We start from the raw sequence: 18,486 nt of genomic DNA, 5'->3' as shown, positions 1-18,486 counted from the left end.
ACTGACGAGTAGGGGGTATTGACCGCGGCGCGCTCAGCCCCCCTCGAGGCGCTTCTTGAGCTCCTCCAGCTCCGCCCTGATGGTCCTCTCCGCCTCTTCTAAGGGTACCTCGAGTATCACCCTGCCGAAGACCTTGTAGGCTGTCTTGGCCTTGCCTTCTTTGATTAGTTTTAGTGCCTCCTCCAGCTCCGCCGCCTTAACTTCGGGGGGCTCGGCGCCGCGGCCCTTAGGGCCAAAAACCTTCAAGGGACCACCTTCACTGCCCGCCCTCTTCCCTTACGCGGGGGAGGAGCTCGTTCACCTTCCTGTTTAGCTCCTCCAACTTCCTCAGCAGCGTCAGTCTGACTTGCTCCAAGGCGGCTATTCTGCTCTCTATAGCCTTCTTGGCCTCATCGCTGGGCACCTCTAAGCTCAGCCTTCCCCCGACGGACGTTATTACAGTGTTCGTGTCCTCAATCTTAGCCTTGATGAAGTTGCCCGCGCCTATAGGCACCAACACCACCTTGCCCTTGCCCTCCTTGGTCAAGTAGTCCAACACCTCCAAGCTGGCGTAGAGGTCGTCTATCACGGTGTTGACCGCCTCTATTTGGTCTCTCAAGTACTCTATCTGCGCCAGCAAGCTCCTCAGCTCGTCTTGTAGGAGCTTTACCTTCTCTTCTCCGCCCTTAGCCTCGACGCCGACTTGGGCCTTCTCCTCGGCCACCCCTTCCACCGGGCGAGAAGGGTTTGCAGAAGACATATAAGTTAGAGCGATATAGTCGAACGGTTCAATCTGTTCTATTTTCTATTACTTGAGAAATATATATTGCATAAATCAGTTTAATCCGCGCGGTGAGCCGTAGGAGGGGCGAGCCTTGAACCTCCTCGAGTACGAGGCAAAGGCCATCGCGAAGAAATATGGCATACCGACGCCCGAAGGGGTGCTAATCGAGAGGCCGGAACAAGTGAACGAAGCAGTGGAGAAGCTCGGACTGCCGGTGGTCTTGAAGGCCCAAGTCCCGGTGGCGGGCAGGGGGAAGGCCGGAGGGGTTAAGCTTGCCCGCGACCCCGACGAGGCGTTAGAGCTGGCGGAGGAGCTCTTCTCAAAGGAAATAAAGGGGTTCCCCGTGCTCTCGTTGCTAGTAGAAAAGGCGGAGAACATCCAAAAAGAGTTGTACCTCTCTTTCACAATAGACAGAACAAACCGCAAGGTAGTAATGCTGGCCTCCGCCGAGGGCGGGATGGAGATAGAGGAGCTCGCTAAAGAGAAGCCCGATGCCATAGTGAAACTCCCCATAGAGCCCGAGGTAGGCCTCAAGGCCCACGAGGCGAGGGAGGTCGGGAAGAGGATAGGCTTGAGCGGGCAACTGTTAAGGCAGTTCGAGGGGATAGCTAAGACTATGTACAAGATCTTCGAAGATTACGACGCAGAGCTTGTAGAGAGCAACCCGTTAGCTATAACCGACAGGGGCTTGGTGGCGCTAGACTTCAGGATGATAGTTGACGACAACGCGATCTTCAGACACCCGGAGCTCGAGGCCTCTAGGGAGAGGGAGCTGAGCGAGCTGGAGAAGGAGGCCGCCCGCTGGGGCTTCTTCTACGTCGAGCTGGACGGCGACATAGGGATCATAGGCAACGGGGCCGGACTCACGATGGCCACTATGGACGTCGTCAACTATTACGGCGGCAGGCCCGCGAACTTCCTCGACATAGGGGGCGGCGCCAGGAGGGACAGAGTTAAAGCAGCTGTGAACGTCCTCCTGAAGAATCCAAAGGTAAAGGTAATATTCGTTAACATATTCGGAGGGATAACCTTGGCCAGCGAGGTGGCCCAAGGAATAGTGGACGCCCTCTCCGAGTCCAACGTCAAGAAGCCCATAGTGGCGAGGATCGTAGGGACCGCGGAGGAGGAGGGCAAGAAAATATTGAAGGAGGCCGGCATACCGCTTTTTGAGAGCATGGACGAGGCCGCCCAAGAAGCGGTCAAGCTGGCCAAGGCCGCTTAAGGGGGAGGTGATGGGACGTGGTCGTGTTGGTAGACGAGAACACCCGGGTGGTAGTTCAAGGTATAACCGGGAGGTACGGCAAGTTCCACGCCGAGCAGATGATGAAGTACGGAACCAAAGTGGTAGCCGGCGTGACGCCGGGGAAGGGAGGACAAGAGGTCTTGGGGGTGCCGGTGTACGATACCGTCAAGGAAGCTAAGGAGAACCACCCGGAGATAAACACCTCCATAATCTTCGTTCCGGCCGGAGGGGCGGCCGACGCCATAATAGAGGCCGCGGACGCGGGGCTGGACCTAATAGTGGTCATAACCGAAGGGATACCGGTTCACGACTCGATGAGGGCCATAAGGTACGCGAGGAGCAAAGGCTCCACCGTGGTAGGCCCCAACTGCCCCGGAGTGATAAGCCCGGGCAAGGCGAAGGTAGGTATAATGCCGGAGAAGTACTTCGTTCCCGGACGGGTAGGAATAGTATCTAGGTCCGGCACGCTGACGTACGAGATAGCTTACCAGCTGAGCAAGAGGGGCATAGGCCAGAGCACCGCTATAGGGATCGGCGGGGACCCCATCATAGGCCTCGATACGGTAGAGGCCGTCAAGCTTATGGATAAGGACCCCGAGACGGACTTAATTGTAGTCATAGGGGAAATAGGGGGAGACGCGGAGGAGAGGCTCGCAGCCGCCATAAAGAGGGGAGAGATCGAGAAGCCCGTAGTGGCCTACGTGGCCGGGAGGACCGCCCCGCCGGGCAAGAGGATGGGTCACGCCGGCGCGATAATAAGCATGGGGGCGGGGACCGCGGAGAGCAAGGTGAGGGCCTTCCGGGAGGCCGGCGTGCCCGTCGCGGATATACCCAGCCAAGTGCCGGACTTGGTGGTCGAGAAGCTCAAAGAGTTGGGCAAGCTCTAAAGCCCCTTCTGAGGAGACGAATCTATCAAAAGCTCTTTCTTCTACGCCCGCCGGGGCGTGGAGTTGTACAGGATCTACCGCTTCAAAGACATGGTTAGAATACCGCCCGAGAGGTTCGGCGAGGACTTGAAGAAGGTCGCTCTCGAACTCCTCAGGGAGGAGTACGAGGGCGTGATAGACGAGGAGCTCGGCATAATTCTGACAGTAACTGACGTGGACATCTCCCCCGAGGGCTACATAGTGCCGGGCGACGGAGGCACTTACCACGAGGCCACCTTCACTTTGCTCGCCTTCAAGCCCTTGAGGAACGAGGTAGTTGAGGGCATAGTAGTTAACGTTACCAAGAACGGGATATACGTTAACATAGGCCCCATAGACGGTATGGTGCACAAGGCCCAGCTCGGCGACGAGCGTTTCGAGTACGACGCCGCGACCGGGAGCATGGTAGGCACCAGCACGAAAACGGTCATAAAGAGGGGAGACCTCGTTAGGGCTAGGATAGTACAGATTTCGACCAGGAGGGGCCTCAAGGTGGGTATGAGTATGAAAGGCCCGTACTTGGGTAAAATTAAGGACGCGGAGGAGGTCAAGCAATGAAGAGGAAGCCCTTCTTGGCGTGTATGAACTGTAGGTTCCTCGTACCCCGAAGGCCTGAGGTCACGAGGTGTCCGAGGTGCGGTTCCACGGACTTGACGGAGAACTGGGAAGGAATGATAATATTGATCAAGACGGACTCGGAACTCGTGGGCAAGGTAGAGTACCTCAAGGAGCCGGGGCGCTACGCTGTAGAAGTGGGAAGGGAGTAAGGCTGCCCCAGAGCTTGCGAACGCTCTTGGCGTCCCCCAGAGGGGCGTTAGTGAAGGACGACCGCCTCCTACCGTTTCTCTTAAGAGGAAAGACGTTGGTAACTGTAGGAGACGTGACTACCAAAAGGTGCTTAGAACTAGGCTTAGTGCCTAGAACGGCGATCTTCGACGGCAAGACGAGGAGGTCGCAGTGGGTGGAGCTGAGGGCCCCCAACGGGGTGCTGAAGGCCTTCAACCCTCCCGGGCAGATCTGCTTGGACGCGGCCAAGGTAGTGAAGAAGGCCATCCTAACCTCAACTTGGGTAAAGGTAGAGGGGGAGGAAGACCTCCTCGCCATCCCGGCCCTCTTGAGCTCGGAGAACGGGTGGGCGCTGCTGTACGGCCAACCCAAAGCGGGGGTCGTATTGGTTGAAATCAACAAATACACCAAGCTCCATTTTCTCGAAATAATTAAGATGTTCGACGGCGACGTGGAGGAGTTCCTAAGAGAGTTCGACTACGACCCTAACCAACCCCTTCTCGGCGAGCTGGACGAGCGCCTTTACGACCTCCTCTTCCCCGAGCTTTAATTTCTTACACTCCTCTATTAACTTTACCAAGTCCAGCTTACCCTTCTCTAAGACGCTTAGCACTTTCTCCTCGTTCTGGCTTATCTTCGTCCTCAGCTTTATCGTCAACAACGTCCTAGTCTTCTCGAGCGCGTCGTACAAAGTTTGGTAGGTGACGTTCTCCACCACCCCGGGGGGCTTTACGGACTTCATCTTTAACTCCACAGACGATAGCGCTTTGTTAATGTCTTCTATATTCAAGCCCAGCTTGATCGCTACCCTACTTATCCTCTTCAGCTCGCTCAAGTTCCTCTCGAGCTCCTTCATCGCCCTTTCGTGTACCTCTTTCATTTCCCTCAATAAACCCTCGGCCTCGCGCTTGAGCTTCCTCAACTCCTCCTTGATGCCCTCCAGAACCGCGCTCAATTCGCTTACCGAGGCGGGCTCCCTTACCTCCTTGCTCGCGCTCTCGTAGGCCAACCTTAAGGAGTTCAACCTCTCACAGAGGCCCTCGAAGTCGTCCCAGTACGGCGTGCCGGAATAGAACTTCGACGCGAAGGAGCACCAACTCTTAAGCCTCCTCAACTCCTTTTCCAGCTCTTCCTCCTCCCTCGCCACCTCGCCCAGCTTCACAATTACGCTCAGGATCTTCTGATCCGTCATGCTAACGCTGGAGAGAGCTCTGTCCAGCGTCGAGCGGAGCTCCTCCAGCGAGTCCACGGTCAAGTCGTCGGGTAAGACTTCCTTAGGCATCATAACTTGTCTCAACAGCACTTCGTATGCCTTAGAAGCCAGCTCGCTGTTATAGCTCTTCAAAGAGAGCTCCTTCAACTTCTCCTCAACTCTCCTCCTCCCCTCTACCATCCGCGATATCATGTTGTCTATCTCCTTGATCAATATGTTTATCTTTTCGAGCTCGTTCTTTATCTCTTCGGCGTGTCTTTCGAGTATGTAGTACTTAACGTTGAAGTACGAGGCCTTCTTCCACTCGCGCGGGTCGTAGAAGCGCTCGAAATAGAACTTGTCCGGCAAGACGCCTTCTTTCCTCATCTCGGCCACGAGCTTCTCCAACTCCTCTCGCGTGAAGTACTTGTCCGCTAACTCGTCCATCTTGCGTAACATTTTCTTTATCATTACACTTTCTTTCATTTCTTCTGCGTCCAATACCGGAACGCCCACCTCCCCGGACGCCTTGCTCAAGACGCTCCTTATCTTGGATATCGTCGACGTCACCGAGCTGCTAGTCGAGTCCATTAGGTCGTTGGCCTCGGTCCACGCCTTGTGGGTGACGGGGTATAACGTCTCCACGAGGTAGCGGGAGAGGGATATGAGGAAGGCCGCCCTCCTGGCGACGGTCGCTTTGGAGGCCTCAGACCTCAATGAGACCACTCCCTTAGTCACGTAATCTTTGATTTCGTCCAACACTATGACATTGTCTTCCTTTTTCTTCGAGACGACTATGTGGGCGTAGCTCTTCCACGCCTCGCCGTTAGAGCTCCATATTTCGTTTATCTTTTCCAACCAGTTCTCCAACTCCTCCACTAAGGATTTGGTGTTTACTAAGCTGACGAAGTAGGGGTCGTTCCCCCTCCTATCTACCCTCACTAACCCCCTCCTCTCTAATATCTTCAAGTAGAAATCCGAGAGTATTCTCTTGTTATGCGAAACCACTATGAATTCTTTTTCGAGCTCCCTCCAAGCCGCCTTGCCTCCCTTCTCCTTCAACAGCTTTAAGAGCCTCTCTTCCACCTTGCTTATTGTGATCCTCAGCTTGTTGTCCTCTAACCTTTCCAACAGCCCCGCACTTACCAAGTCCTCCTCGAACCTCTTCAATCCCCTCACGTTCTCAATGTCTAAGCCAGAAGAGAACGGAGCCTTCCTCCTGGAGCCCCTTCCGTAAATTATGAACCTTCTGACAGTTTTGATTACGTGTTCAAACACGTCCTCGGTGGTGAGCACGTCCTTCGGATAGGCCAAGTAGAAAGCATAAGCGTCCGAGATGGCCTCCTCGCTGGCCCCGGAGGGCCTCTTGAAGTCCTCCACTATTACGCCCTCTTGGCGGGCCTTATCTATCCACTTCTCTATAGCCTTCGGGACGCCTATCTCGTCACCTATCTGCTTCAGCGTCAGCGCCGCCTTCTCCGCGTCCACGAAGGCCCTCCTCTCCGGCTTCCTCGCGTAGAGCTCGTAGACAGCCATTTGCACTAGCTTGGCCTCCCTGGCTTCCAAAACTACGGCGTCCACTGGGAGCAGAGAGGCCTTGTCCTTTATCGTCTCGTACAACTCCGGCTTAGTGAGTATTATCATCAGGTGTGCGCCGTCCCTCTTGGCCTCTTTCGCCACTTCCTCCAAAGCCTTACTATCCAAGGAAAGGATAACCTTGGGGTATATCCTGAGCTGCACGTCGCCTAGGGCGACGTTCACCAGCCTACCAACTATCGTACCCTTGAACGAATTTATTATCACCTCGGCGAAAACCTTATCTAAGTTTATATCTCCTTTAATTAGAGCATTTAACGCCTCCTTCCAAGCCTTCGCCCTGAGCTGGGGGTCCTTTATGAAAGAGGCCGCGGCCACGGCGGGGGGCGGGTAGAGGTTCAAGGCGTGCTTTCGAGACAACATATACGCCTTCTCGAAAGTTACCCCCTCTTCTTCCATCTTCCGCTTGAGGAAGTTAACCAACTTCCTCGCGTCGACTACAGCCTTTTCCTTGGATAAGACGTCCTCTAAGACCGACTCCTCACCCTCGCCGGGGAGGACTAAGTAGTACTCCTCGCTCCAGAGGCCCTTGGGGTAAGTGAGCTCTTCTACCAACATCTTCAAAGTGTCGTCGTCTATGTCCGGGATCAAACTCTTCAAGGTAGTGCGGAACACGTTAAAGGCCTTCTGGTAGTCGGAAGTCCTCCAGACGGTCGAAACCAAGGGCTCTGAGCTCAAGGACGCCCTCTGGTCCAGCACTTCCAGAGCTTCCTTGGCGCCCTTGACGCCGCTGAGCTCGTCTAACTCCCGTTCGGAGAGCGGGTAGTAGTAGGCCGCTAGAGCGGCCAAGACCTTCCTCTTGTCCTCCTCACCGTAAGTTAGGGGTAAGAGCGCCTTCTCGTAGTACAACTTGTCCAAGGCTTTGCTCGAGCCCACGTAGGTGAAGACGGTGGCGCCGGACAGTATCGAGACGAGCTCCTCAGGGTTCTTAGAAGGGACCGTACAACCGTCCTTAACTAACGAGCTCATGACGAAGTTCGTCAAGCTCGTTAGGGCGCCCGGGTTCCCTTGAGAGGCCGTATATATCGTGTTGACGAACTGAGGGGGGACCGGCGAGAACTCCTCCCCGTAGGAATACTTGAACAGAGAGCCCACCAGCTTGTAGGCCTCGCTCCTCGTGAGGGACCTAAGCTCCAGCTTAAAGTGGAGCCTCCTCTCGGCCCTCCCTTTCAAGCTCTCGTCTATGTCCGCTAAACTCAATGCCTTGTGATAGGCGTAAGGAGTCATAGCAATTACTAGGTGGAGTATTCCGGGGTACTTCTCTTGCATGTATCCGAACTGGCCGTTGATTAGTTCTATCAACCCGTTTATTATCTCTTTCACGACGTCCTTGTTTGACGGCGACACTATTTCTTCGAACTCGTCTATGAACACGACGAACTTCTTCCCGGGGAACTTGCTCGCCAGCTCGTCCAAAGCCTTCTTCGCGTACTCGTGAACCGGGCCTCCCTCGTAGGGTTCTATCAGCTTCTCCCCCTTCTCCATGTACTCCATCGCTAAGGAGTGTAACAGAGCAGCCAAGAAGGTGGCGGCCGAGGACTGGCCCGGTTGGTGCTTCATGTTTCTAATGCTAGATACTACCCGCTTTACGCTGGTCTCCATTAATACGACGTTCGGTGGCTTTAGGGCCTTCATATAACCATCGAATACGCTCGTCTTTCCCTCTCCCCATTCTCCAATTACAAACATAGAAACCGTCTCTTCGGCGTTAGCGACCATGTTCAAGAACGACCTTACGACGTTCTCTACCTCTTCTCTAATCTTGACCCCGGCCTCCCACAGCTCCTTAAGTAAGTTGGATACGTCCTTACCCGTTATGCTCGGCGCCCTCTTGGGCAGGGGCCCGCAATCCATCACCGTTACCGTCGTCTTCGTAGCTTACCCAAGGTTTATAGTTGGCCGGCGAGGGCCGAAAGTGACGTGTGCCCCGCCGTGGAGGCGGGTTGCCCATCCGCCCGCTTGGAGCGGGCGTCGAGGCCTCCCAGCCGTCGCCGGGAACGGCGGGGCCCAACTCCAGCTTTAACCCAAAGCTCGTAAAAGCGTAAGGGGAAGCCGTGGTCTGTAAGCCGAAGGTGGTCAAGTGGGATGAGGTAGAAGCAAAGGAGGTCCCCCGTGAGGTCGCCACCAAGACCACTATCCGCTGGGTCATAGGGCCCGGGGAGGCCCCTACGTTCTACTTGAGGGTCTTCGAGGTCGAGCCTGGAGGCGAAATATTCGAACACTCCCACCCTTGGGAGCACGAGATATTCGTGCTTAACGGTAAAGGGATAGTAAGAATAAACGGGGAAGAGTACGAAGTGGGGCCCGGGACCGTTCTGTACATACCTCCGTGCTCCAAGCACTACTACAAGAACACCGGAGACGAGGTCCTCCGCTTCATATGTATAATTCCAAAGGAAGGGGCCAAGTGAGCCCCCTATACATTACCTTTTCAGAAAGTTTAGGTAACGAGTGAGCCCGATGATATACATAGAAGGAGTCGAGGTCTCGTGGCTGGGCCACGACGGCTTCAAGCTCACCGACGGCGAGCTGACCGTCGCTATAGACCCCTTCAGAATAGTTTCGGCCAGCAACCAGAAGGCGGACGTCTTGTTCATTACCCACGAGCACTTCGACCACTGCTCGCCCAAGGACATAGCGCAAGTCATATCCCCGGAGACCGTAATAGTCGCGCCGCCGATAGCTGAGGACTGTCTGTCAGTCTTCCCTAACGAGAAAGTATTCGTGGCCCCCTTCGAAGAGGGTGAAGTAGTAGGCGTCAAGTTTCGCACGGTTCCGGCATACAACGTGAACAAGTTCAGAGCGCCGGGCGTGGTCTTCCACCCTAAGGAGGACGGGAGGGTCGGCTACGTCTTCGAGCTAGGAGGGGTGACCTTCTACCACGCTGGGGACACCGACGTTATCCCGGAGATGGCTGAGGTCGTGACGGACGTCGCCATGTTACCCGTCTCGGGCGTGTACGTCATGACCGCCGAAGAGGCGGCGGAGGCCTTGAAGATAATAAAGGGAGTGCAAGTAGCAATACCCATGCATTGGGGAACTATAGTGGGTTCGATAGATGATGCTCTGAGGTTCAAGGAGTTGGCCGAGGCCTTGGGGGTTAAGGTCGTGGTTCCCGAGAGGGAGCCTTGGTGAGCCTGCGGAGCCTCCTCCAGTACTCCTTCAACGGGTGATCGCCCTTACACTCGTCTTTTCCTGGGCACAGTCCCCACGAGACTAAAGTCTTACACGAAGGTGGAGAATATTTCTTATGTGAGCCTCTGAGGCCCGCCAAGTGCTCCACTTGGTAACGCGCTATGCGCTCGTTGTAATCGGGCATGTTCTTGAAAACTTCCAATACGTCTTCTACGTCCTTACCTACGTTCAATAAGAACGTAGCTAGTGTGAACCTCTCTTGATGCGAGAGGTTATCCCCTTGGAGGGCCCTCTCGTAAATCGAACGGACGCACGGAGGAAGCGCCCTCGGCTCGAACCCCTTTATCTTGATATCCGCGCTACTTCTCTTCGCCATGTATTTCGTTTTGAGCTCCTCCAGCACCCCTTTGAACCTCTCTGGCAAGGCTTGGGGGTCGACGTCGCCGAGTTCCCTCAAGTCTTCGAGAACTTTAATTACGACCGCTTCTTCTGCAAGCCTCCGCAGCTCCTCCTCCTTTAAGTAGACGAAGCCTCCTAACAAGGCCTTGTTAACCACCTTCCAAGTGGGGTCGCTGAGGAACCTCTTGGCCAACCTGACGTAATCCATTAGTGTCGTCCTCACCAAGTACTCCTCGGCGTAGACCGCTCCCCTCTGTTGCCTCAAGGGCACCCTCAAGGGTTCCCTCAAGACTTCCGCCCAGAAGCCGCAGGCCTTCAACACCCCTACGACGGTCTCTATGCCCTCTTTCTTAAAGAACTCGCTCGCACGCTTGGCTACGTTTACTGCAAAGTTGTTCCTCAACCAATTGCTTCTGGCAGCCGCTACGAGGACTAAGGCTATTCTGTAAGCCAAGACCGCACACAAGTCGTCACAACCGGCGTCTTCGGCTGGACCCCTCCCCTCTACCATCGCTTTAGCTAAATCAATGGCATTTGGATATAGGTCAAGCAGTTCCTCTACGTCCATCTCGACGCCAAACATCCTCTTAGAAAGCTTGGATACGCTGCCAACGAAGGGGTAGCGCGCGTACAACAACTCGACGTTCCGTTAGCCAGATGGGCTTTGACGCTTAAAGGGGGTCGCCGCTGGCAGAGTCGCTCACCGTTCGCTGCCGGAAGTTCTAGCTCATCCCCTCGTCATTAAGGCCTACTACGACGGGGCGCGGGCCCCGTGACACACCTTATATCCCGAGGTCGGGCACGGAGGAGGGGTCTACTTGAATCTGAACTACGAGGAGCTGGGCTTAAAGGTAGGCCTAGAGATCCACCAGCAGCTGAAGACAGAAAGAAAGCTCTTCTGTCACTGCAAGCCCGAGCTGGCCGAGGAAGAAGAGGACTTCGACGTAATAGAGAGGAGGCTGAGGCCGGTAAGGAGCGAGCTGGGCGAGGTAGACGTGGCGGCCCTCTTCGAATGGAAGAAGGGTAGGACTTACGTCTACAGGGCACCGGTGGGGCACTCTTGTCTGGTGGAAGCGGACGAAGAGCCGCCCCACGAAGCCGACCGGGATTCAATAATCATTGCGTTGGCCATTGCCAAGGCATTCAATTCGAAAATAATTGACGAAATTCACGTTATGAGGAAAATGGTAATAGACGGTTCCAACACGTCCGGCTTCCAAAGGACTATGTTGGTAGCCCTCGGAGGGGAGCTAAACTTAGGGGACAAGAAGATAGGAATAGAAACAATATGCGTAGAGGAGGACGCGGCGAGGAAGGTGGAAGAGAAGGAAAAGGTTACCGTGTTTAACTTGGACCGCTTGGGAATACCCTTAATAGAGATAGCCACGGAGCCTACGATAACCTCTCCCCAAGAGGCCAAGAGGGTAGCGTTGAGAATAGGCCAGATGTTGAGGCTCACCGGAAGGGTAAAGAGGGGCTTGGGCACAATAAGGCAAGACCTCAACGTCTCCATTAAGGGAGGCACCAAGACAGAGATAAAGGGCGTTCAGAAGCTCCAGATAATAGACAAGGTCGTAGAGTACGAAGTAATCAGACAGTTGAGGCTGCTCGAGATAAGGGACGAGCTGAAGAGAAGGGGGGTAAAAGAGGAAGAAATCCTCTCCCAACCAATTAAGGACGTAACTGAAATATTCAAGGATACTGAGAGCAAGTTGATCAAGAGGTCGTTATCCAAGGGCAGCAGAGTCTATGCAATTAAACTTCCCAAGTTCAAGGGCCTCCTCGGGAAAGAGGTCCAGCCGAACCGGAGGTTCGGAACGGAGCTCGCGGACTACGCTAGGTTCTGGGCGGGCGTAGGGGGGATAATTCACAGCGACGAGCTCCCGGGCTACGGGATCTCCGAAGACGAGGTAGAGGACTTGAAAGAGGCCTTGGGGTGCGGCGAAGAAGACGCTTTCGTGATGGTAATAGCGCCGCCGCCCGACGCGAAGAAGGCCTTAGAAGCTGTCAAGGAGAGGGCTGCGTACGCCCTCAAAGGGGTGCCGGAGGAGACTAGGGCCGCGAACCCCGACGGGACGACCCGGTTCTTGAGGCCCAGGCCGGGCTCCGCGAGGATGTATCCCGAAACCGACGTGCCTCCGATAGTGGTCACTGAAGACATGCTAACTAAAGCGGAGAAGCTGAAGCCGAAGAACCCTATAGAATTAATCCAGGAATTGATCACTGACTATAAACTTTCAAAGGACATGGCAGAGAAGGTCATATCCAGCGAACGCTTCGATTTGGCCTACAGACTCATCAAAAAGTACAAAAACAAGCTGAGTGCCAACTTGGTGGCTAGGACCGTAGTGGACACCTTGAGGGAGTTGGAGAGGGAAGGACTCGAGACTGACAAGATTTCCGACGAAGCGATAGAGAAGGTCCTAGACGAAGTCGCGGAGGGTAAGGTAGCTAAGGAAGCCATTCCGGAGGTCCTCCGCAAGGTCGCGGGTGGAGCTAGTGTGGAAGAGGCGTTGAAGGAGTTCGTCACGGCTAGCCAGATCAACGTGGAAGAGGTAGTGAAGAAGGTAATACAGCAAAACATAGAGGAGATAAAGAAGAGGGGAGTAGAAAGGAGCTTCGGCTTGGTCATGGGGAAAGCGATGGCCGAGCTTAGGGGCAAGGTCGACGGGAAGGTCGTAGCCGAAACCGTAAAGAGGCTATTGAAAGAACTGGGTGAAGAGGGTGGCTGACGCGCTACGCGTCACGATAGCTGCAGTCCTTTTGTTAACAGCTATAGGGATAATATCTCAAGTGGGCAACTTCCTAGCCTTGATTCTGAAGTTCCCTCAACTGGCCAAGTGGACAAACGTCTTAACGGTCGTACTCTCCGCGTTGGTCATATCTTGGTGGGTGCTGGAAGTAGGGTAAGAGAGTTAATAATTTTAAAATTTTAAATCCGAACTTGGGTCTCCCTTTGCTCGGGGTTTGAGTGGCCAACGTGAGGTTCGGCGTGGCGTTACCAAAGGAATTGGCGGAGCGCTTAGACGAAGTTGCGGAAAGGTTGAACGTATCGAGGTCCAAAGTAATAGAGATGGCTACGTCTGCTTTCATTAACTATTTGGAAGCCCTTGAAGATCCAAACAAAGCAACTATATTTGTGGTGATAGCCCCCGCGAGCGAGCTCGAGAAGGTAGTTAGAGCTCTGGAGCCGCTAGAAGCGCCCGCTTTCGCATGTGTGATAATGAAGAGTAAGTATGTCATTTTGTTAATAAACGTAAACGGTCAAGAGGTATCTGTCTTGGAAACGTTGAGGAAGTTGAAGGGGGCCGTCTATCCAATAGTCTACCCGGGCTCCAACGGGGTGTGACCGGTGCAACTACGCAAGTTGGCCTTGCCGACTTACATTATTTTAATTTCCGTGGTATTTGGGAGCTATTCCGTGCTGAGGTTCCTAGACCTCAGGTTCTACGGCGACGCTCCCACGTCTATCTTGGCTATATGTCAGTACCCCCATCACAAGGGCGTGCTAAATGTCCACTTTTCTTACGCCCTATTGCTCTTCAAGCCTCTATGTATGGTATTGCCTTGTTGGTTGTTCGTAGCTACCTTGGCCTTCCTTCAAGGCGTGGGGCTGGGGCTAGCGACGTATGCCGTTTACGCCCTTGCCCGCGAACTGCTGGGGAGTTGGAAGTTAGCCCTAGTCGCCTCGTTGGCCTACGCCCTCCACCCGGCCATGCACGGGATAGTGAGCTTCGATATACACCCCGAGGCCTACGCGCTTCCCTTGATAGCCCTCGGCGTCAGATATCTGGTGTTAGATACTTCCCCCTTGAAGGGCTATTTCTTGATGATATTTGCAATTCTCTTCAAAGAGACAGCCGCGTTCCCGTTGCTGGGCGTAATGTTATGGAGGGTCGCTACCAAGAAGGTAAAGCACAACGTAGAGAAGGCCTTCGTTCTCCTGGTCCTAGTGGCCGCGCCGCTGCTGTTGGCTCTCATACTCGAGTTAGGCTTAGTACACCTTCAGTTCGACAGGTGGGCGATCTTCTTCGAGAAGTCCTCCGCAAGGTTTAACGACGTGAAGGTTCAGTTCCTAGTAGTCGCTCTGCTCAGCGTGTTCCCGCGTTGGTCCCCAACGCCAACGCGTTGCTCTGGCTCCCGGACTTCTTGAACTTCTTGTTCACCACTTCGTGGTACAAGTTCAAGTTCTGGTACGGCTTCCAGTACCCAGTGTTCTTGATAACCATGATGGTTGTAGCAGCAATATTGAACACGTCCAAGCTGAAGAATTACTTGTGCGCAGGGGTGTGGGGAGCTCAGCTGGCCTTAGTGCTGGCCCTAGCTGCCGTCGCCGACCCCCTGGCCTACTGGGCAATGATATACGAGTATTACTATTACTACGCCTCTGAGGGAAAGCCGGCACCTTACCCCATATACCCGTGGATGTCACTGACCACTTACCGGCCTATAGCCCCCAACAACTTACATTGCTTCTGGAAAGCGCTAGAGCTCTACGAGGTGGCCTCCAAGTACTTGAAGCCCGGCGAGAGGGTCAGCGTGCCCGACACCTTGATGGCGCTCTTCTCATGTAAGTACAAACCGGACCACACCGGTAACATGGCTATGAAGGACTGGTACTGGAACGCCCACCTAACGCCCCAGAAGATAGCTGCAATCCTAACTACTTGGCTGAACGCCCGCGTCTTCGTGAACATGTACGGAACCGTGAGGACTATGGACATCCCTAAGTACATATGGAGCGAGGTGGTCAACGAAGCAATAATGGTCAGAGACGCCGGGTACGTGTTTATTATGAACCTAACTAAGCTAGCTAAACTTAACAGCCTCCTCAACAAAAGGGTAATCTGGCTGAACAACGGAACTTTCGTAATTGTTGAGACCAACAAAAACGTAAACGGGACCAAGCTGTTCAGAGCTAAGTACGGGCTGTCAAGCGAGGACGGGAAGCTCGTCCCGGCGCTTTACGATTATGTACCCAAATACGGCATAAACAACATAACGTGGCTTGAAGGATACATTTACGTGGACGTAAATGGCACCTACGCCTTCTACGGCTCGCCCTCGGTCCTGGAGATAAGGATAGATAACATTACCTTAAAACCCACCAAGAGGGTAGAGGTCATGCAAGACTTCGTACATGCGAGCTACTTCGGCAGCTTGGAGCTAAACTGAGGGTGGCACGAGATAAGGGTCAAAGTGTTCCCGGGCTGGGTGCAGCTGTACTGGAAGACCCCCTTCAGCTGCGCCCCCTACCCCCTTCGGCCGCGCGCTTCTTGCCGTCAACGAATTAAGGCCCAAAGGAGAGCGACCGGGGGATGACAACGACTTGCCCCCCTCGAGCTCGCGCGATGAAGAGATTACCGCGATGGGACCCTCGGAGCGTGGTGGGGCTTGAAGTTAGAAGACCTACCAATAGAAGACTTGGGGGCCTTCGCGGAGGCGGTAGAGACCCTAACCGAGGACGAAGTAACTAAACTGCTCGAGGAGGCTAAGAAGCACCTCGAAGGAGAGTGGCCCTTCGTAGTGACCCAGCCCGACGCTCGTACGGTCTTCCACGGCGACCTCTTCGGGGACTTGGTGAGCGTATACGACGTCTGGAACGTTTTAGGTTTGAAAGAAGTTCTGGAGAACTACAAGCTGGTGTTCTTAGGCAACTACGTGGACAGGGGGCCTAAGCAGCTAGAAACCTTGTTGTTAGTGTTGTCCCTCAAGGCTAGGAGGCCCTCCGAGGTATTCGTGCTGAGGGGAAACCACGAGCCTTACAGGGGGCTGGAGCCGCTCCCCCACGACTTCCCCCAACACTTAGCCAAGAGGTTCAAGGGTTGGAAGGATGTGCTGAGGGCTGCGAGGTCGGTCTTCGAGGCGTTGCCCTTCGCCTTAGTTGTCGACGGAGCTGTCGTGGCCTACCACGGGGGACCGGCTACGGTCCTCTTGCGTAGGGGGTGCAGGGGGCTCGAGTGCGTCTTCGGGGAGCCTCGGGCGGAGGTAGTGGAAGAGATTCTGTGGAACGACCCGGCTAACATATGCGGCTGGGAGGACGGGCCGGAGGCTTGTTGGGCCCCCTCGCCTAGGGGGAGGGGCTTCCTCTGGGGGCCGGGGGCCACGCGTTACCTGTTGGAAGCGCTCGAGGTGAGTTACGTAGTAAGGGGACACACGCCAGTGGATGGGGTCAAGTTCTTCCATAGGAAGAGGGTGGTGAGCGTGTTCACGCGCGTGGGGTCGCCGTTCTTCAATAAGAGGGCCGGGGCTTGGGCTCCCGACTTCTTGGACCCATCTTGGGAGCTCGAGCCCGAGAGGTGGGCAGTAATAGTCTAAGGCTTACCAAACATCCTTATCATTACCTTTCTTAGCGGTACTAATTTCATCTTGATCTTATCGCTTAAGTTGACCTTAATTCGGTTCAGAACGTCCGGAGGGAAACCCTCCCCCTCTACCTCTTCCATTTCTACCTCGTATTCCCAACAGCCCTCGAGGGGCTGGAAGAGGGGGACGCTAACCCCTATCGGGACGCCGCCTCGGAAGGCGCCGGCGTCGTTGAGGGGGAGCGCCGTCCAAGCGAGGGGGGCGACGAACCAACAACAATGGCCGGGAACCTCCTTCAGGAGGACTACGGGCTGGCCGACTTCGCGGCTCATCTCCTTAGCGACCTTCAAAGGCTCCCTCAAGGATGCGAAGCCCTTAGGGTGCCTCAGGGCCGGTTCGACGAAGATTCTGTCCCCCTTCTTGACCACCAAGGCGGGGTCGTGTTCCAATTTCATCAAGTTCCGTACGGCGTTAAACTTGGAGTGCGGAGGGGGCACCCTAACTACGGCGACAGGTTCGCCCACGTTTAAGTTCGCGCGGGCCCGAGACGGCTCTATTCCAAAGACGCTGTACAAGGCTAAACTCTCCTCGTCGAAGGGCCCTTTCCAGTGAACCACCTCCCCGAACTCGTCGATCACCTCAGACACGTGGCAAAACAAGGGCGCTCGGGCGTCCCTCCAGTCCTCCAGCCTCCGAGGCAACGGGGCTACTTCCTCCTGCCGCCCTTCCTGGGGCCCTTCTTGCCCCCCTTCCTGGGGGGCCTCTTCTTGGCCCTCTTGGCCGGAGGGGCCTTCTTCTCTTCCTCGGTCTTCTTGGGCGGCTTGGCATAGACCCTCTTTATTTCTTCTATCCTCGCCCTCAGCTCTTCCCTCAGCCTTTCGCCTATGTTCCTGCCCGTGAAGTAGTCCGTCCTAGCGGCTATCGCCAGTTTGGCAGCGAGCGCCCTGGCTATCTTACCCCTCTGCCACTTCGGACTCCTATGTATGTCCGGGTACTGGAAGATCACGCCGTGCTTGGGGGGCTTGCCCCCGGTCCTCAGAGCTCTGAATAACGCCTTCTCCGCGCCCAGCACTTGTATCGTGGAGGCTGGCATCTTCGCGAGGTTCTCCAAGGAGCCGGCGAGCGATATGAGCCTCGCGCCCAGCACCGGACCCACTAGGGCGGTCACGTTGGGCGCCACCTCTTTCATTATGTAGCTTATGTAGTCGACCAAGTCCCTCCTCAAGTTGTACAAGCTCATTATTATTGACGCCAACTTCTGCAACTGCTCTATGTCTGTCTCGGTTAGGTCGGCGCCCGTACTCTTCTTAGCGGCTTCGGCTATCTTCTCAGCCAAGGCCTCGCTGAAGCCCAGCTCGAGCAGCTTCTCCTTGGTAATGTTGTCTCTCCCGCCTAATTCGGCTACTATTTTTACGAAGGCTTCGTGGTCCTTGACAAGCTTGTCCAGCTCTGGGAAGTGTAGGGAGTACCACTCCCTCAGCCTAGCCACCATTAAGTTCACGACCTTGTCGATGTCGTCTATGCTCCTAACCGCTTGGGCTGCCAGCAAGTCCCTCTTCTGCGCGACGCTCCTCAGCTTCCTCCTGACGACCTCTATGTCGACCCTCCTCAACCACTCGTAAAACTCCTTCTCGCTGTCAACAAAGCCGTACTTGACCGCTAAGCTGGCCACTTGGGATCGGAGCGCGCGGGCCGGCTCGTTGGCGGGCTCTACGGCTACCTCGAAGCCCAGCTTAGCGGCCTCCCTGGACTCGGAGTCCGTTTCGAATACTAGGACCCCCTCGAAGTTCTCGTTCTTTAAATTCTCTAGGAGCTTCCTCGCCGGGGCCGCCAAGCCGGCGCGCTTCTCCTCGCCTTCCCTCATCCCTCTGACCCAACCTTCCATCACCAGCGCTTGTTCCGCAGCTTCGTCCACGTCCTTGGTGTTCAACTCGTACCTCTCTACGTTCCCTTGGGGGTCGAGCAGGAACGCCCCCAGAGCGTGCTGGACCAAGTACTTTTTCGTCATTCTTTCAGTCCCTAAAGCGGGCTTGTCCGGGAATTAAAAACGGCTCCCGCCGATGAGGACGTCCCGCCCCTTAAGGAACGATGACTGCCTATCCCGGGACTGAGGCTTAATTACTCTACCGATCCGTCACGT

General features: G+C 55.1%; 19 protein-coding genes. 13 read left to right on the top strand and 6 right to left on the bottom strand.

Translation table 11 applies throughout. The features are described 5' to 3' along the window. Positions 1 to 33: 33 nt before the first annotated feature. Positions 34 to 246: a hypothetical protein gene (locus IGNI_RS00475; RefSeq protein ID WP_011998124.1), complete on the bottom strand. Its 213-nt coding sequence runs from the start codon at positions 244 to 246 to the stop codon at positions 34 to 36. Positions 247 to 256: 10 nt separating this feature from the next. Then, a complete protein-coding gene (pfdA, locus tag IGNI_RS00470; protein ID WP_052569735.1) occupies positions 257 to 703 on the bottom strand; it encodes a prefoldin subunit alpha in 447 nt (148 codons plus the stop codon). A 151-nt stretch (positions 704 to 854) separates the two neighbouring features. Here pfdA and sucC point away from each other — a divergent pair, with 151 nt between their 5' ends. From sucC to IGNI_RS00445, 5 genes are all read left to right on the top strand, one after another. Further along, on the top strand, positions 855 to 1,985 hold the full coding sequence (sucC, locus tag IGNI_RS00465) for an ADP-forming succinate--CoA ligase subunit beta (RefSeq protein ID WP_011998122.1): 1,131 nt from the start codon (positions 855 to 857) through the stop codon (positions 1,983 to 1,985). 17 nt (positions 1,986 to 2,002) lie between these two features. Next, the gene (gene sucD / locus IGNI_RS00460) at positions 2,003 to 2,893 is read left to right on the top strand and encodes a succinate--CoA ligase subunit alpha (protein ID WP_011998121.1); all 891 of its coding nucleotides are present in this window, start codon (positions 2,003 to 2,005) and stop codon (positions 2,891 to 2,893) included. 63 nt (positions 2,894 to 2,956) lie between these two features. Next, positions 2,957 to 3,490, top strand: a complete 534-nt coding sequence (locus IGNI_RS00455) for a DNA-directed RNA polymerase (RefSeq protein ID WP_011998120.1) — start codon at positions 2,957 to 2,959, stop codon at positions 3,488 to 3,490. Then, positions 3,487 to 3,699, top strand: a complete 213-nt coding sequence (spt4, locus tag IGNI_RS00450; RefSeq protein ID WP_011998119.1) for a transcription elongation factor subunit Spt4 — start codon at positions 3,487 to 3,489, stop codon at positions 3,697 to 3,699. The genes IGNI_RS00455 and spt4 overlap by 4 nt, the downstream gene beginning before the upstream one ends. 50 nt (positions 3,700 to 3,749) lie before the next feature. Next, positions 3,750 to 4,268 (top strand): GTP-dependent dephospho-CoA kinase family protein, encoded by a 519-nt coding sequence (locus tag IGNI_RS00445; RefSeq protein ID WP_187145972.1) that lies wholly within the window; start codon positions 3,750 to 3,752, stop codon positions 4,266 to 4,268. On the opposite strand, the gene IGNI_RS00440 is transcribed toward IGNI_RS00445, so the two are convergent. Beyond that, a complete protein-coding gene (locus IGNI_RS00440; protein ID WP_011998117.1) occupies positions 4,182 to 8,360 on the bottom strand; it encodes an AAA family ATPase in 4,179 nt (1,392 codons plus the stop codon). The two genes, IGNI_RS00445 and IGNI_RS00440, sit on opposite strands and share 87 nt — an antisense overlap. A 200-nt stretch (positions 8,361 to 8,560) precedes the next feature. Between IGNI_RS00440 and IGNI_RS00435 the strand changes: the two genes are divergently transcribed. After that, positions 8,561 to 8,917, top strand: coding sequence for a cupin domain-containing protein (locus tag IGNI_RS00435; RefSeq protein WP_011998116.1), 357 nt, complete (start codon positions 8,561 to 8,563; stop codon positions 8,915 to 8,917). A gap of 49 nt (positions 8,918 to 8,966) precedes the next feature. Beyond that, positions 8,967 to 9,641, top strand: a complete 675-nt coding sequence (locus IGNI_RS00430) for an MBL fold metallo-hydrolase (RefSeq protein WP_052569731.1) — start codon at positions 8,967 to 8,969, stop codon at positions 9,639 to 9,641. Here IGNI_RS00430 and IGNI_RS00425 read toward each other — a convergent pair. Then, complete coding sequence (locus tag IGNI_RS00425) at positions 9,607 to 10,677, bottom strand: DNA primase large subunit (protein WP_011998114.1); 1,071 nt, start codon at positions 10,675 to 10,677, stop codon at positions 9,607 to 9,609. The two genes, IGNI_RS00430 and IGNI_RS00425, sit on opposite strands and share 35 nt — an antisense overlap. Before the next feature lie 181 nt (positions 10,678 to 10,858). On the opposite strand from IGNI_RS00425, the gene gatE reads away from it, so the two are divergent. From gatE to IGNI_RS00395, 6 genes are all read left to right on the top strand, one after another. Then, positions 10,859 to 12,772 carry a Glu-tRNA(Gln) amidotransferase subunit GatE gene (gene gatE, locus IGNI_RS00420; protein ID WP_011998113.1) on the top strand — a complete coding sequence of 638 codons (1,914 nt, stop codon included), beginning with the start codon at positions 10,859 to 10,861 and terminating at the stop codon, positions 12,770 to 12,772. After that, on the top strand, positions 12,765 to 12,950 hold the full coding sequence (locus tag IGNI_RS00415; protein WP_011998112.1) for a hypothetical protein: 186 nt from the start codon (positions 12,765 to 12,767) through the stop codon (positions 12,948 to 12,950). The genes gatE and IGNI_RS00415 overlap by 8 nt, the downstream gene beginning before the upstream one ends. 61 nt (positions 12,951 to 13,011) lie before the next feature. After that, positions 13,012 to 13,389 carry a CopG family ribbon-helix-helix protein gene (locus IGNI_RS00410; protein WP_011998111.1) on the top strand — a complete coding sequence of 126 codons (378 nt, stop codon included), beginning with the start codon at positions 13,012 to 13,014 and terminating at the stop codon, positions 13,387 to 13,389. Positions 13,390 to 13,392: 3 nt separating this feature from the next. Beyond that, entirely contained in the window at positions 13,393 to 14,193 is an 801-nt protein-coding gene (locus tag IGNI_RS00405; RefSeq protein ID WP_011998110.1) for a DUF2079 domain-containing protein, read from the top strand. Continuing rightward, entirely contained in the window at positions 14,148 to 15,215 is a 1,068-nt protein-coding gene (locus IGNI_RS00400; RefSeq protein WP_052569725.1) for a hypothetical protein, read from the top strand. Before IGNI_RS00405 ends, IGNI_RS00400 begins: the two co-directional genes overlap by 46 nt. Before the next feature lie 219 nt (positions 15,216 to 15,434). Next, a complete protein-coding gene (locus tag IGNI_RS00395) occupies positions 15,435 to 16,358 on the top strand; it encodes a metallophosphoesterase family protein (protein ID WP_011998108.1) in 924 nt (307 codons plus the stop codon). Here the strand turns inward: IGNI_RS00395 and IGNI_RS00390 are convergent. Together IGNI_RS00390 and IGNI_RS00385 are read right to left on the bottom strand one after the other, a co-directional pair. Beyond that, entirely contained in the window at positions 16,355 to 17,047 is a 693-nt protein-coding gene (locus IGNI_RS00390; RefSeq protein WP_011998107.1) for a hypothetical protein, read from the bottom strand. The two genes, IGNI_RS00395 and IGNI_RS00390, sit on opposite strands and share 4 nt — an antisense overlap. Before the next feature lie 5 nt (positions 17,048 to 17,052). After that, positions 17,053 to 18,354 carry a hypothetical protein gene (locus IGNI_RS00385; RefSeq protein ID WP_011998106.1) on the bottom strand — a complete coding sequence of 434 codons (1,302 nt, stop codon included), beginning with the start codon at positions 18,352 to 18,354 and terminating at the stop codon, positions 17,053 to 17,055. Between the last annotated feature and the right edge of the window lie 132 nt (positions 18,355 to 18,486).

It is taken from the genome of Ignicoccus hospitalis KIN4/I (assembly GCF_000017945.1).
In the GTDB taxonomy this organism is placed as follows: Archaea; Thermoproteota; Thermoprotei_A; order Sulfolobales; family Ignicoccaceae; genus Ignicoccus; species Ignicoccus hospitalis.
This window is presented reverse-complemented; position numbering and strand designations above follow the sequence as displayed.